Below are 14,460 nucleotides of genomic sequence, written 5' to 3'. Positions count from 1 at the left end.
GGGGCACTTTGCTGTCCACCCGGAGTGTCGGACTCGCCACCCGTGACACACGTTTCCCGCCTTGACACCAGTTCCTCGCCTTGACACCAGTTCCTCGCCCTGACACCAGTTCCTCGCTGTGACACACGCTGCAGACGTCGGCAACGGGTGTCATGCCGGGGAACGGGTGCTATGCCGGGGAACGGGTGCCACGCGCAGTGCCGCTCCCTCCGGGGCTCAGGGTTCGAGCTCACCTGCGATGATCGTCGGGCCGCCGGGTGCGGAGGGGCCTTGGCCACCGGGTGGCTTCGAACCGCCGGGTCGGTCCGACTCGCGTGGTCCTTCCGACTTGCGTGGTCCTTCCGGCTTGCGTGGTCCTTCCGGCTCGTCGACTGTCTCGCCCTTGATCGTGTTGTCGGTGTCCAGTCGAGCGCGGACCGTGTCCACGTTGACGCCGTAGCGCTTCTGTACGCCGCGGGCGAGCAGGAAACCGAGGAAGGTACGGGCCAGGGGTCGGGTGAACGGCAGCAGCAGGAAGAAGCCGACGACGTCGGTCACGAAGCCCGGGAGCAGCAGCAGGACGCCGCCGACCAGCACCAGCGCACCGTCAGTCAACTCACGACTGGGCATCCGACCGGTGCCGAAGGCCTCCTGCAATGCTCGCCACGCACGGGTGCCCTCGCGACGGACCAGCCACGCGCCGACACCGGCCACGAGCAGCAACACCACGATGGTGGGGATCACCCCGATGGTGCTCCCCACCGTGATCAACACCCAGACCTCGGCGATCGGCACCGCGATCAGCACCACGACCGCCAACACCATCGCCAGCGTGGACGTCCAGCGCCGCTTCGGCGCCGAGCCCGACCGACGCCGTTCGGTCCCACCGGACGGGGTGGACCCGCCCGCCGGCGCATCACCGTACGGGCCCCCGGCGGAGCCGCCGTACGGGCCCTCGGCGGAGCCGTCGTACGGGCCCTTGCCGGAGTTGTCGTACGGGCCCGGCTCGGGGTTGGCGCCAGAGACGGGGTGTGACATCAGGTCCGCCGCTTCTCGCGATTCTCCAGGGCCTTCTCACCGGCGTCACGGAGCTGTTCGGCGCGATGGGCGATCCCCCACAGGGTGGTGCGGATGAGCGCCTCGATGAAGATCGCCTTGCTCATCTTGGAGTTGCCGCGCTCCCGCTCCACGAACGTGATCGGCACCTCGACGACGCGGAAGCCGCGCTTCAACGTCCGCCACAGCAGGTCGACCTGGAAGCAGTAGCCGGCCGAGGCGACCTCGTCGAGGCCGATCCCCTCCAGGGTCTCGCGGCGGAACACCCGGAAGCCGCCGGTGGCGTCGCGGGTCTTGATGCCGAGCATCAGCCGGGTCCACAGGCTGCCGCCGCGGGAGATGAGCTGGCGGTACAGCGGCCAGTTCTCCACCCCACCACCGCGGACGTACCGCGATCCGATGACGAGGTCGGCATCGGCGAGGCGGGCGATCAACCGTGGCAGGTCCTCGGGCTGGTGGGAACCATCGGCGTCCATCTCGATCAGCGCGTCGTAGCCGTGGTCCAGGCCCCAGTCGAAGCCCGCCAGGTAGGCGGCGCCGAGCCCCTGCTTGTTGCGGCGGTGCATCACGTGGACGTGGCCGTCCGCCGCCGCCAGTCGGTCGGCGATCTCACCGGTGCCGTCGGGTGAGTTGTCGTCCGCCACCAGGATCTCGACCTCGGGAGCTGCGTCGCGGACCCGGGAGATGATCCACTCCAGGTTGTCGGCCTCGTTGTACGTCGGAATGATGACCAACGTGCGCGGGTGGCTCGACGGCTCGGCTGGGTTCTGGTCGCTCAATGCTCTGGCTCCCTCTGGGACGGTGGCGGACTCGTGGCGGCGGTGTCGCCGCTCTCGGACTGTGGTCCATCGTGACGTACGCCGACAAGGACCGGGTCGGTGGCACGCGGGTCGGGGACGGAAACCGGCTCGGAGCTCGGGTCGGCCGTGGGCCTGTCGGTCCCCACCCCCACCCGGCGCCGCTCGCGGCGCAGCAGCACCAGCGCCACACCCCACGCGAGCAGGGCCGCGACGGTGATCGCCAGGTCGACCCAGGGCCCGATCAGCATGGCCGGGGTGAGTCCTTGGCGTACCGGCATCGTGGCCATCATCGACGCGGCGGTGAACTCCTCCGACCGCTGCAGCACCACGCCGCGACGGTCGATGTGGCCCGACACCGAGTTGGTGGTGGCGACCGCGATCTCGCGTCGGGTCTCCATCGCCCGGGCGCGGGTGATCGCGAACTGCTGCTCGATCTGGCCGGTGCCGCCGTACGTGGCGTTGTTGCTCTGCACCACCACGACCTCGGCGCCGTTGGTGACCATGCTGCGGATCGTGTCGTCGTAGGCGAGCTCGAAGCAGATCACGTCGCCGACCACCAGGGCGCGGCCGTCGGCGAGGCGTACGTCCAGCGCCCCCGGTTCGGTTCCCGGGACACCCTGGGCGCCGACCATGGCGAGCATCGGCACCAGCGGCAACAGCACGTCGCGCATCGGGATCCACTCACCGAAGGGCACCAGGTCCTGCTTGTGGTAGACGGTCGTCGGGCCGACACCGGGCATCCACCACATGCCGGTGGTCTGGCGCTGTCCCTCCTCCGGGCCGTACGACACGGCGCCGACCAGGATCGGCACGCCGGCCGCCTCGGCGGCGGACTCGACGGTGGCGTGGGTGACCGGGTCGGTGCGCGGGTCGATGTCGGTGGAGTTCTCCGGCCACAGCACGAAGTCGGGCGCGGCGATCTGGCCCAGGTGGGCGCGGGCCATCAGATGGAGGGTTTCGGAGAGGTGGTTGTTGGTGACCGAGCGCATCCGGCCCATGGCGTCGAGGCCACGGCCGGGCACGTTGCCCTGCACGATGCCGACGTCGACGGTGCCGCGCTCGGCTGCCCCGATCACCGGATCGGTGTTGGCCAGTACCGCTCCGGTGCCGCCGATCGCGACCACGGCAGTCGCAACAAGAGCGACCGGTCGCCACGATGCCGTACGGCCCGCCCGCCGGCCCTCGCCGGCGGTCGAGGGGGTGAGCGCACGTGCGCGCCGGAGGGCCAGGATCCGCAACACCAGCCAGGCACCCAGGTGTCCGGTCAGCGCGACCAGGAACGACACCCCGGCCACCCCCAGCACCGGGAACCAGCCGGCCAGCGGACCGTCGACCGCGGTGAAGCCGAGTCGGCTCCAGCCGAAGCCGCCGAACGGGAACCGGCTGAACGCGAACTCGGTCGCCACCCAGCCGCAGGCCGCCCACAAGGGCCAGAGCCGCAGCCGGCCGACGTGGGACAGCAGGATGCCGAGCAGCCCGAACCACAACGACATGAACGTGATCAACGCGAACGCGACGGGGACGGCGATGACGTGGACCCAGCTCAACGAGACCGTCAGCGCGACCAGGGCGAAGAGGTAGCCGTGTCCGAAGGCCGTACGGGGGCGCAGGCCACGCAGCGACAGGGTCAGCAGCGGGACGGCCACCAGCGCGAGCGGCCACAGCCCGTACGGCTCCCAACTCAGGCCGAGTGCCAGGCCGGCAACGGCCACCAGCCCGAGGCGCACCCACCGGGTGCGTCGGCTGTGGTTCACGACCGCGACGGACACCACGACAGCCTACCTGCCGGTGCCAAGAGGCACCCGGCTCGCGCGGCTGTGGGCGGCTCGGGGCCTCAGCCTTCGCCGGGCCCGGAGGCGTCCACCGGCCGGTCGACGAACGGGGTGGACAGCACGACCATCGTCTCGGTGGCGACCGCCGCGCTGTGACGGATCCGCCCCAGCACCGAGTCGAGCTCGGCGTGGTCGGCCACCTGCACCTTGAGCAGGTAGCTGGCCCGTCCGGTGACGGCGTGGCAGGACACGACCTGTGGCACCACCCGGACCACGTTCGGCGCCTCGTCGAGTTGGCTCGGGTCGAACGGATGGAGCAACACGTACGCGGTCAGCTCCGCCCCGAGCGTGGACGGGTCCACCACCGCTCGATAGCCGGTGATGACGCCCCGCTGCTCGAGTCGCCGCACCCGTTGCTGTGCGGCCGACGTCGACAAGCCGGTCGCCCGCCCGATGTCGGTGTAGGACATGCGTCCGTCCCCCACCAGCAAGTGCACGATCTGCCGGTCCAACCCCTCCATGGCCCCATCCTTGCATCCGGGGAGGGTCTCACTGACCGGGTGGGTCACCTGTGCGACGCCGCCACGACGTGGGCGTGACAGGATGCCGCCATGGCCGACACGCGTTCCCCGGCACCGACGAGGCTGCTGCTGCTCGACACCGCCTCGCTCTACTTCCGTGCCTTCTTCGGGCTGCCGTCGTCGATGACCGCACCCGACGGGCGACAGGTGAACGCCGTCCGCGGACTGCTCGACTTCACCGCCAGGTTCATCACGGACTACCGCCCGACCCACCTCGCCTGCTGTTGGGACAACGACTGGCGACCCAGTTGGCGGGTCGACCTGCTGCCGTCGTACAAGGCCCATCGGGTGGCACCGGTACAGGCCGCCACCCCGGTGATCGGCGCCGGTGGTGCCGGGGCGGCGACCGGGCAGTCGGAGGAGGCACCCGACGAGCTGGAGGCGCAGGTGCCGTTGATCGTCGACGCCCTCAACGCGCTGGGGCTGCCGATCGTCGGGGTCGACGACCACGAGGCCGACGACGTGATCGGCACCCTGGCCACCACCTCGGGCATGCCGACCGACGTGGTCACCGGTGACCGCGACCTGTTCCAGCTCGTCGACGACGACGCCGAGGTACGGGTGCTGTACGTGGCCCGCGGCATCAACAAGCATGAGCGGGTGGACGGTGCCCTGCTGCACCGCAAGTACGGCATCGAGCCGCGACACTACGTCGACTTCGCCGTGCTGCGCGGTGATCCGTCCGACGGTCTGCCCGGGGTGGCCGGGATCGGTGAGAAGACGGCCTCGTCCCTGCTCACCAAGTACGGCTCGATCGATGCCTTGGTCGAGGTCGCGCAGGACCCGAAGGGCGGTCTGGCGCCCGGTGTCCGGAGCAAGTTGGCCGCGGCCGTGGACTACCTCGGCCCGGCCCGGGAGGTCGTCCAGGTCGTCCGGGACCTGCCGCTGCCGCTGGAGGTGGACGACCTCCGACTGGTCGACTCCCCCGCCGAGCCGGACCGGTGGTCGGAACTGGTCGACGAACTCGGACTGGGCGGTAGTGCGGAGCGGATCGTGGCTGCCCTGGCGACGGCGGCCGACGGGTCGTGAAGGTGATCAGGATCGAGAGCGTGATCAAGCCCGTCGTCTGAGAGGAGACGCCGATGCACACCGATGTGCTGGTTGTCGGGGCAGGGTTGGCCGGCTTGGTGGCCGCCGTGGAGCTGGCCGATGCCGGCCACACCGTCTGCCTGGTCGAGCAGGAGGGACGTCAATCCCTTGGTGGGCAGGCGTTCTGGTCGTTCGGTGGACTGTTCTGCATCGACTCCCCCGAGCAGCGACGGATGGGTGTGGTCGACTCGGTGGAGCTCGCCTGGTCCGACTGGTTCGGCAGTGCCGGGTTCGACCGTCCCGAGGACCATTGGCCGCGGCGGTGGGCCGAGGCGTACCTCGACTTCGCCGCCGGGGAGCAGCGGGCCTGGTTGCACGCGATGGGCCACCGGTTCTTCCCCGTCGTGGGCTGGGCCGAACGGGGTGACGGTACGGCCACCGGGCACGGCAACTCGGTGCCCCGCTTCCACGTCACCTGGGGTACCGGACCGGGCGTGGTCGAACCGTTCGCCCGGCGCCTTCTTGATCATGCTCGCGACGGTCGGGTCCGTGGGCTGTTCCGGCATCGGGTCGACGAGTTGATCATGAGCGACGGCCGTGCCGTCGGGGTGCGTGGTGGGGTGTTGGAGCCCACCGACGCCGAGCGCGGACGGCCCAGTTCCCGTACGGTCGTGGGCGACTTCGAGATCCTGGCCGGGGCGGTGGTGGTGACCTCCGGCGGCATCGGCGGCAATCATGACCTGGTCCGTCGGGCGTGGCCCGAGCGGCTCGGGACCCCGCCGCAGCACATGGTCACCGGGGTGCCCGACCACGTCGACGGTCGGATGATGGAGATCACCCGGGAGGCCGGTGGGCGGGTGATCAACAGCGACCGGATGTGGCACTACACCGAGGGCGTGATCAACCACTCCCCCGTCTGGCCGGGGCACGGCATCAGGATCCTGCCGGGCCCGTCGTCGCTGTGGCTCGACGCCACCGGTCGCCGGCTACCGCCGCCCTACCTGCCCGGCTTCGACACCTTGGGCACGCTGGCGCACCTGCGCCGTACCGGGCACGACCATTCCTGGTTCGTCACCAACCACACCATCGTGGCGAAGGAGTTCACGCTGTCGGGGTCGGAGCAGAACCCGGACCTGACCGGCCGCGACCTGCGCCTCCTCGCGGGCCGGCTCGGTCCTGCCGCCAGTGCCCCGGTGAAGGCCTTCCTCGATCGGGGCGCGGACTGGGTGACCGCAGAGGATCTCGGGTCCTTGGTCGACCGGATGAACGCGCTGACCGACGAGCCGCTGCTGTCGTACGAACAGGTCACCGCCGAGGTGTCGGCGCGGGACGCCCAACTGGGCAACCCGTTCGGCAAGGACACCCAGCTGGCGGCGATCCGGGGTGCCCGCAGGTTCCGCGGTGACCGGCTCGTCCGGGTCGCTCCGCCCCACCGGTTGACCGACCCGGTGCACGGACCGTTGGTCGCGGTCCGGCTGCACGTGCTGACCCGCAAGACGCTCGGTGGGTTGGAGACCGACCTGCAGGGCCGGGTCCTCGGGCACGACGGGCATCCGGTGCCCGGGTTGTACGCCGCCGGTGAGGTCGCCGGCTTCGGTGGTGGCGGGATGCACGGCTACAACGCCCTCGAGGGGACGTTCCTGGGTGGCTGTCTGTTCTCCGGTCGGACCGCCGGTCGGGCCGCTGCGGCTGAACTCGCCTGACCGTTTGGCCGCCCGTCGGGTCAGGGTCCGTCGTCTCCCCCGTTGCGGCTCCTGCGATCACCGATCGATTCGGCGCCGGCCTCGGCGGGCCGAGTTGCCGTGGTGTCACCGTCGCGTTCCAGTTCGCCGACCGGCCGGGGGCGGAGCAACTCGTACAGGTAGCGGACACCGACCACGGCGTGGGCGGCGATGCCGACGCCCAGCACGACCAGGGCGACCACGCGGATCGTCGGCGCGGCGGCCAGGTCACTCGCCCCGAGCGTGGCCAGCGGTAGGCCCACCATGATCAGCGCGGTCCGTGCCTTGCCCAGGGGCAGGACGCGCATATGCCTGACCCGGGAGCGTCGGCCGATGCCGACGAACAGGATGGCGGCGTCGACCAGCACGATCACGGCCGGCACCCACCACGGCAGGATCCCGAACACCAACATCGCGATGCAGATCAACCCGATGCCGAAGCGGTCGGCCACCGGGTCGAACACCCGTCCGAACTCGGTCACCTGGTTGAGCCGACGAGCCAGGAAGCCGTCGATCCAGTCCGTTCCGGAGAACACCGCAACCGCCACCGTCGCCAGCACCCGGGTGTCCGGGCTCGACATCAGGTAGATCACCAGGGGTGTCAGCAGCACAAGTCGAGCAACCGTGATCGTGTTCGGGACGTTGAGCACCGAAGCTCGTTGTTCGGGGAGGTGCGAGGGAGTCATTTACCGTCAGCCTACCCGTCGGCGACACCCCGGAGGTCGCCGTCACGACCGTGATCGTGGTCCCTCACCCGGTAGCATCGATCCACGTGAGCATCCTCGAACTTGATCATCCGACCAGTCCCGGAGCCGCCCGATGAACCCGCCCGGTTGGTACCCCGACCCGGCCGGTGTCTCGGGTCGGCTCCGCTTCTGGGACGGCAGCACGTGGCGTGAGGACACCACGTACAACCCGGCCACGCCCTTCCCCGACCCCGGGTCCAGTGCGCCCGCGGGCCCACCCGGTGGCGGCACCGGTGCCCCCGGCGCGCCCGGCGGATCGACCTCGGGTGGCAAGATCGCGTTGCTGGTGGGCATCGGGGTCGTCGTGGTCGCGCTCGTGGTGGCCGGCATCGTGTTCGTGCCGCGGTTGATCGGCGGAGACGGTCCCCCGGAGCCCCCCGTCTCTCCCGGCGTGAACACGCCCGGCACCGAGCAGACCCCGGGCACCGAACCGACCCCCGGTGGCGGCGGCAGCGGTGGCGGCGGTGGCGGAGAGGTGGGCGAGCTCAACTGCGCCGGCGGCAACGGCACCGCCCTCGGCACGAAGTCCGAGACCTACACCAGCACCGGCGTCACCATCACCGGCCGTGCGGACTGGGGCTTCCGGTTCGACAAGACCCAGTGGACCTGGCTGGACGACCAGGCCGCCTGGGGCACCATCGAGGCCGGGCCGGAGGCCGACATGGCCGCCGGGGTGGCCTTGGGTGGCCTCCACAACCGCAACGGGTTCACCGAGCCGGAGAAGGCCTCGGCCGACTACGTCGAGTGCCTGACCACGTACGGCCCGTGGAACGACAAGGAGTACCCGATGACCGAGGTCAGCTCCGAGGCGGTCACCATCGGCGGGATGCAGGGCTGGCAGCGTGTCATCGACATCACCGACAACGAGGGCGGTACGCCGCCGGAGACCCGGGTGACGATCATCGTGCTCGACTCCGGTCAGCCGGCCAGGTTCGCCAGCCTGATGGGTTTTTGGCCCAAGGGTGACGCCACCGCGGAGGGACACGTCAACGAGGTCATCGGCTCCACCCAGAAGGGCTGACTCGACAACCAACCTGACCGACGACAACGGCGCCGCAGTGATGATCACTGCGGCGCCGTTGTTCGTGGTTCAGCTGGTGCCCGTCACTCAGCCCAGCGGGGTGAAGTCGCGGGAGCCGATGAACGGCGGGCGCGGCTGCGCGGCCGCGAACGGCTCGACGCAGGTGTTCTCCACGCTGTTGAAGACCATGAACACGTTCGAGCGCGGGAACGGCGTGATGTTGCCGTTCGACCCGTGCATGCAGTTGCAGTCGAACATGGTCGCGCCACCGGCCGCACCCGCGAGCACGTCGATGCCGTGCCGATCGGCGAGCCGAGCGAGGCTGTCGTGATCGGGGGTGCCGGCCTCCTGCTGGACCAGCGACGACTTGTAGTTGTCGTCGGGGGTGGCACCGCCACAGGAGATGTAGGTCTTGTGCGAGCCCGGCATGATCATCAGCGGACCGTTGAACGAGTAGTTGTCGGTCAACGAGATCGACATGCTGACCGCACGCATCCGCGGCATCCCGTCCTCGGCGTGCCAGGTCTCGAAGTCGGAGTGCCAGTAGAACTCCTTGCCGTCGTACCCGGGCTTGAAGTTGACCCGCGACTGATGCATGTACACGTCGGAGCCCAAGATCTGACGGGCCCGGCCGACGACACGGGGGTCGTTGGCGATCCGGTTGAACACCTCGCTGATCTTGTGCACCTCGAAGATGGAGCGCACCTCCTGCGACTGTCGCTCCACGACGGTGCGCTCGTCAGCCCGGACCTTCGGGTCGTCGGAGAGCCGCTTGAGCTCGGCGCGGAACTCCTCGACCTCCTCGGGGGTGACGAGCTGCTCGACGCTCAGGTAGCCCTTCTCGTCGAAGCTCTTCAGCGTCGCGGCGTCGATCGGACCGTCGACACCTTCCCACACCACCGGATCCTGTCGTTCGATCTCGGTGAAGCCTTCCGCACGGGTCGGATAGACGTCTTGGATCTCTGGTGCTGTCGTCATGCCGGTACCTCCTGGTTCTCGTTCGGATTCTGTGTTGTCGTACTCGATTCAGTCGTCGGTACGGGGTCTTCCACGATGAGGGGGTACACCCCATTCTCGTCGTGCACCTCGGCTCCGGTCACCGGGGGGTTGAACACGCAGGCCATCCGCAGGTCGGTGGTCGCCTTCACCCGGTGGTGCTCGTGGCCGTTCAGCAGGTACATCGTGCCGTCACGCAGCTCGTGCACCTCGCCGGTCTCGTCATTGATCAGCTCGCCCTCGCCACCGACGCAGTAGACGGCCTCGATGTGGTTGGCGTACCACATCGACGTCTCGGTGCCTGCGTACAGCACGGTGTCGTGGAACGAGAATCCGACGCCTTCGCGGGCCAGCACGAAGCGGCGGCTGCGCCAGGTCGGCGCCTTCACGTCACGTTCGGTGCCGTCGAGGTCACTGAGGTGGGTGACGATCATGTGTTCTCCTTCTTTGGTTGGGGACTCAGTTGCCGAGCACGTGCTGGGCGGACTGCTCGATGATGTCGATGCCCTCGGCCAGCTCGGCCGGAGTGATGGTCAGCGGCGGCATGGTCTTGAGGACCTCGCTCTCGGGCCCGGAGGTCTCCACCAGCAGCCCGCGCTCGAAGGCCGCACGCGACACCGCACCGGCGGTCGCGTCGTCGGGGAAGGCGATCCCGCACAGCAGGCCGCGGCCCCGCAGCGTGCCCCCGTGGGCCTCGGCGATCCGGCCCAGGCCGGCGTGCAGCTCGGCCGAGCGCTCGCGTACCGACGCGGCGAACGCATCGTCGCCCCAGTAGAGGTCCAAGGCGGCCCGGCCGGTCACGAAGGCCGGGTTGTTGCCGCGGAAGGTGCCGTTGTGCTCGCCGGGCGACCACTCGTCGAGCTCGGGGCGCAGCAGCGTGACCGCCAGCGGCTGCCCGGAGCCGGACAGCGACTTCGACAGGCAGACGATGTCGGGCACGATGCCGGCTTCCTCGAAGCTGAAGAACGTGCCGGTACGGCCGCAGCCGGCCTGAACGTCGTCGACGATCAGCAGGATGTCGTGCTCACGGCACAGCTCCGACAGCGCACGGAGCCACTCGGCACGGGCGGCGTTGAGGCCACCTTCACCCTGGACGGTCTCGACGATGATCGCGGCCGGCTTGTCGACGCCCGACCCGCTGTCGGCCAGCACCCGCTCGAGCCACAGGAAGTCGTCGACGGATCCGGAGAAGTAGTCGTCGTACGGGATCTTGGAGGTGTTGGTGAGCGGGATGCCCGCGCCCATCCGCTTCATCGAGTTGCCGGTAACCGACAGCGAGCCCAGGGTCATGCCGTGGAACGCGTTGGTGAAGGACAGCACGTGCTGCCGACCGGTGATCTTGCGGGCCAACTTCAGCGCGGCCTCGACGGCGTTGGTCCCGGTCGGGCCGGGGAACATCACCTTGTAGTCCATCCCGCGCGGCTCGAGCACCAGCTTGGTGAAGCTGCTCAGGAAGTCACGCTTCGCCGTGGTGTACATGTCGAGCGAATGCATGATGCCGTCGCCGGTCAGGTACTCGATCAACGGCTTGATGATCTCCGCATTGTTGTGCCCGTAGTTGAGCGCGCCGGCGCCGGCGAAGAAGTCGAGGTAGGCGGTGCCGTCCTCGGCGAACACGCGGGGGCCCTTGGCCCGGCTGAAGACTGTCGGCCAGCTGCGGCTGTAGCTGCGGACCTGCGACTCGCGCTCCTCGAAGATGCGCGTGTCGAGGCCGGCTGCGGTCGCACCGGCCCCGGGCTTGGCAGGCTCCGGATCAGTGGCGTCGATGGTGGTGGTCTGGGTTGTCGTGGCGGTCATGCGGCACCTCCGGGGTGTTGCCCCGGTCGCGCTGATCGGTGCGCCGGGGCTGATGTTGGACGTTCGGACTCGGTGTTTCGGGGAAATCGTGGGTTCAGCCGCCGATGGGGCTGATGCGGTAGAGCTCCTCGGCGTCGTGGCCGTCGGGGAAGTCGGCGGCCCCGAACAGTGGCTCGGTGCGCAGCGTGGCGCCCTGCCCCCGGGCAAAGGAGCTGAAGAGGGCGATCGACGCCTCGTTGTCGGCGGTGATCGTCGTCTCCAGGGCGGTGATGGACGGCACCCTGGCCGTCAGGTGGTCCAGCATCTGCCGGGCCAGCCCCCGTCCCCGCATCCGGGCATCGACGGCGACCTGCCAGATCATCAGCGTGTCAGGTTGGTCGGGTCGTCGGTAGCCGGTGACGAAGCCACACGGCTCGCCGGTGGGGTCCGTAGCGATCACGGAGGTTGCGGCGAAGTCGCGTGCCCACAACAGATAGGCGTACGAGGCGTTCACGTCCAACACCTCGGACTCGCCGGCCATCCGCCACATCGTCGCCCCATCAGCGACTGTTGGGTGTCGGAGCTCAACGTCGGAGTCCCGACGAAGCCCCCGGTCATCTGTGGTCAGAACAGGCATCGGACAACGACTTTAACCCATGACCCAAAATGCCCCATAACCGGGGGTGCTTTACCACAGGGACGTGTGTCGGTCCCAAATCACGCGGCAGGAGGCGACACACCACTCCGACTAGGGACGACACCGCCTGTGGTGTACGACATTGCGGACCGAATTGTGGCCCGCCTGCTTGCATCGCGCCGTCGCGGCGGGCGGCGGGCCGGGAGGGGTTGGCCGACCGCCGCAACGTTCAGCCCGACCCGCCGCAACGTTCAGATCGAGGTGGGCTGGTCGAAGGCCTGCTCCCGCCAGTATGCGACCTCGCCGTACACCGCGTGCCGGCTGGTGAGTTCCTTCCGGAGCTCGAGCAACTCCCCCGCCGCGGTACGGAAAGCCATGCCGTCGGGGTCCTGCTTGCCGAGCACCAACGTGTTGCGGACCGTGGTCAGCTCGGTGAGTCCGTCCGAGAGGAAACTGATCCGGTCGAGGACGTCGGTATCCCCGGCGGCGTCGGTCCGAGCCTGTGCCAAGATCTCTCCTGCCGGCTGCACGACGTCGTCACCGAACAGGTACGCCAGGGCCTCGATCGAGCCCTTCGTGATGCCGGGGTGGATCCCGTGGTCACGTACGGCGCGGGAGTAGAGACCGTCGGGATCCTGCACTTCATAGTTGGGATAGCCCAACGGGTAGGACGCCCGCGTCGTGAAGTCCTCCCAGTGCGCCAGGTAGGCGCCGACGGCATCGGCCGCACCACCGAAGGTGGTCAGGTACTCCTCGATCACGTCGTCGGGGGTCAGTTCGGGCCGGGAGCTCAGCCGGGCGGTCATGTAGTAGCGCGGGTTCTGACTGCCCCAGAACCCCATCACCGAATCGAAGTCGAAGCCGGCCGAGTTGTGCGCCTGGGTGAACTCGACGAAGCCTCCCTCGAGCTGGAGCGGCAACAGGGGCGCGCTCGCCCCCGCGTGCCACCAGTTGGGCCGCAGATAGTGCTGGGCGCCGCGGTCGGACCAGTCCTGCCAGCCGGTCCGGTGCCAGGGGGCCGGCACCACACCGAGGATGGTGCCGTCGGCCACGCGTACGCCGGCCTCGGGTGGTGGGGCCTCGGCATAGCATGCGTACGCCAGCGACAGCAGCTTCACGTCGGGCCGCTCACCCCGCATGCGCTCGAGCAGACCGTTCCAGAACTTCACGAATCGCGTCGACAGGTTGCCACTGCCGAGCCACACGTCGAGTGGGTCCTGGCCGACCGGGAAGTCCGTGGCCATCGTCTCCGGGCTGGTGTCGAAGCCGGTGGAGTCGTTGGGGGTCACGCTCCAGGTCGCCGGGCTGCCGTCCGCCCGCCAGTCGGCCAGGATCTGGTCGGCCACCTCCGGGTGCGTGATGCGGAGTTTGACGCGTTCGGCGACCGGCCACGGTTGGGCGTACCCCTCGCCGCTCGGCGGCACGGCGAACCAGTCCGGATGGGTCTCCCCGAACCGTTCCCACCAGCTCGTGAAGGCGTGCGGCGCAGCGATCCGCTCGCGGGTGCCCATGTGGTGGGCCTCGGCCCACCCGAACATCTCGGCGTTGAGCCGGGTGAGTTCATCCTCCGCGAGCCAGGCGTTGGTGGCTCGCGAGTGCCCGGTGTTGAGTGAGTTCCGCAGTTGTCGGTTCAGCTGGGCCGGCCGGTGCAGCTCGGTGTGGTGTCCGACGGCGATCTCGCTGCTGCGCGGTACGGCGATGCCGCCGTCACCGGGCCAGAGCCAGCGGACGCCGAGCCAGTCGTCGAGCAGGCGCTGGACGCCCCAGATCGTGGCCGGGGTCCGGTTCACGTAGTTGTTGGAGTCCGTTCCGGGATCATGATCACTGCCGACCACCAGCACGTCCCGGGCGGATGCGTGGGTCCAGTAGTGTTCGGCGCCCAGGCTGACACCTGCCTCGGCCATCGCGGCGAGTGCCTTGGGCCCACGTCCCAGCCGTACAGCGGCCGGTTCGGGGAAGGCGTCACCGGGCCCGACGATCCGGAGACGGACACCCGAGGACCGCTCCACCAGGTGTTGCAGTACCTGGGCGGCCTCCGCCACGAGTGGGCTGCCGGGTTCCTCGACCACGATGGCCGCCCGCGGTTGCCCGCCCGAGACCAGTCGTACGGCCGGGCCGCGGACGATCGGGGACCTGGCTCTGGTTCGGGCCCGGGCCGGCTGTGCCAGACCGGTGGCACCCAGCGTGCCGGCGGTGACCGCCCCGACCAGGCCGCCGATGACCGTACGTCGGGGGACAGTGAATTCTTCGGAACCCATCACGACTCCTCTGTCGTTGCTCCCGCGGCAGGGGGTGTGCCGCAATTGCAGCAAACCTAGGGCGGTGTGGCATGGGCGTCAAGGGTCG

Annotated in this window: 13 protein-coding genes; 3 read left to right on the top strand and 10 right to left on the bottom strand. The window is 69.4% G+C overall.

All coding sequences use genetic code 11. The features are described from left to right. Positions 1–216 precede the first annotated feature (216 nt). The 4 genes from ACQBAU_RS09600 to ACQBAU_RS09585 all read right to left on the bottom strand — a co-directional run bounded on the left by ACQBAU_RS09600 (position 217) and on the right by ACQBAU_RS09585 (position 4,128). A complete protein-coding gene (locus ACQBAU_RS09600; RefSeq protein WP_465256649.1) occupies positions 217–1,017 on the bottom strand; it encodes an FxsA family protein in 801 nt (266 codons plus the stop codon). Further along, complete coding sequence (locus ACQBAU_RS09595; protein ID WP_465256648.1) at positions 1,017–1,814, bottom strand: polyprenol monophosphomannose synthase; 798 nt, start codon at positions 1,812–1,814, stop codon at positions 1,017–1,019. Before ACQBAU_RS09595 ends, ACQBAU_RS09600 begins: the two co-directional genes overlap by 1 nt. Next, positions 1,811–3,604 (bottom strand): apolipoprotein N-acyltransferase, encoded by a 1,794-nt coding sequence (gene lnt / locus ACQBAU_RS09590; protein ID WP_434551293.1) that lies wholly within the window; start codon positions 3,602–3,604, stop codon positions 1,811–1,813. The genes ACQBAU_RS09595 and lnt overlap by 4 nt, the downstream gene beginning before the upstream one ends. A 65-nt stretch (positions 3,605–3,669) precedes the next feature. Beyond that, positions 3,670–4,128: an Lrp/AsnC family transcriptional regulator gene (locus tag ACQBAU_RS09585; protein ID WP_434551294.1), complete on the bottom strand. Its 459-nt coding sequence runs from the start codon at positions 4,126–4,128 to the stop codon at positions 3,670–3,672. A 90-nt stretch (positions 4,129–4,218) separates the two neighbouring features. Between ACQBAU_RS09585 and ACQBAU_RS09580 the strand changes: the two genes are divergently transcribed. Continuing rightward, entirely contained in the window at positions 4,219–5,217 is a 999-nt protein-coding gene (locus ACQBAU_RS09580) for a 5'-3' exonuclease (RefSeq protein WP_434551295.1), read from the top strand. A gap of 53 nt (positions 5,218–5,270) precedes the next feature. Beyond that, complete coding sequence (locus ACQBAU_RS09575) at positions 5,271–6,920, top strand: FAD-binding dehydrogenase (RefSeq protein WP_434551296.1); 1,650 nt, start codon at positions 5,271–5,273, stop codon at positions 6,918–6,920. A 20-nt stretch (positions 6,921–6,940) separates the two neighbouring features. On the opposite strand, the gene ACQBAU_RS09570 is transcribed toward ACQBAU_RS09575, so the two are convergent. Continuing rightward, positions 6,941–7,624 (bottom strand): CDP-alcohol phosphatidyltransferase family protein, encoded by a 684-nt coding sequence (locus ACQBAU_RS09570; protein ID WP_465256647.1) that lies wholly within the window; start codon positions 7,622–7,624, stop codon positions 6,941–6,943. Between the two features lie 133 nt (positions 7,625–7,757). On the opposite strand from ACQBAU_RS09570, the gene ACQBAU_RS09565 reads away from it, so the two are divergent. Beyond that, the gene (locus ACQBAU_RS09565) at positions 7,758–8,705 is read left to right on the top strand and encodes a DUF2510 domain-containing protein (RefSeq protein WP_434551298.1); all 948 of its coding nucleotides are present in this window, start codon (positions 7,758–7,760) and stop codon (positions 8,703–8,705) included. A gap of 87 nt (positions 8,706–8,792) precedes the next feature. Here the strand turns inward: ACQBAU_RS09565 and thpD are convergent, their stop codons facing one another. From thpD to ACQBAU_RS09540, 5 genes are all read right to left on the bottom strand, one after another. Continuing rightward, on the bottom strand, positions 8,793–9,683 hold the full coding sequence (gene thpD, locus ACQBAU_RS09560; RefSeq protein WP_434551299.1) for an ectoine hydroxylase: 891 nt from the start codon (positions 9,681–9,683) through the stop codon (positions 8,793–8,795). After that, positions 9,680–10,135 (bottom strand): ectoine synthase, encoded by a 456-nt coding sequence (locus tag ACQBAU_RS09555; RefSeq protein WP_434551300.1) that lies wholly within the window; start codon positions 10,133–10,135, stop codon positions 9,680–9,682. The genes thpD and ACQBAU_RS09555 overlap by 4 nt, the downstream gene beginning before the upstream one ends. Positions 10,136–10,160: 25 nt before the next feature. Next, positions 10,161–11,498, bottom strand: coding sequence for a diaminobutyrate--2-oxoglutarate transaminase (gene ectB / locus ACQBAU_RS09550; RefSeq protein ID WP_434551301.1), 1,338 nt, complete (start codon positions 11,496–11,498; stop codon positions 10,161–10,163). 94 nt (positions 11,499–11,592) lie between these two features. Beyond that, positions 11,593–12,018: a diaminobutyrate acetyltransferase gene (gene ectA, locus ACQBAU_RS09545; protein ID WP_465256646.1), complete on the bottom strand. Its 426-nt coding sequence runs from the start codon at positions 12,016–12,018 to the stop codon at positions 11,593–11,595. A gap of 347 nt (positions 12,019–12,365) precedes the next feature. Beyond that, positions 12,366–14,372, bottom strand: coding sequence for a DUF4838 domain-containing protein (locus tag ACQBAU_RS09540; RefSeq protein WP_465256645.1), 2,007 nt, complete (start codon positions 14,370–14,372; stop codon positions 12,366–12,368). Between the last annotated feature and the right edge of the window lie 88 nt (positions 14,373–14,460).

This window comes from Carbonicoccus niuqiaonis (assembly GCF_050157065.1).
Classification (GTDB): Bacteria; Actinomycetota; Actinomycetes; order Propionibacteriales; family Propionibacteriaceae; genus Avipropionibacterium.
The sequence above is the reverse complement of the archived record's forward strand: the minus strand, read 5'-3'. Positions and strand labels throughout refer to the sequence as shown.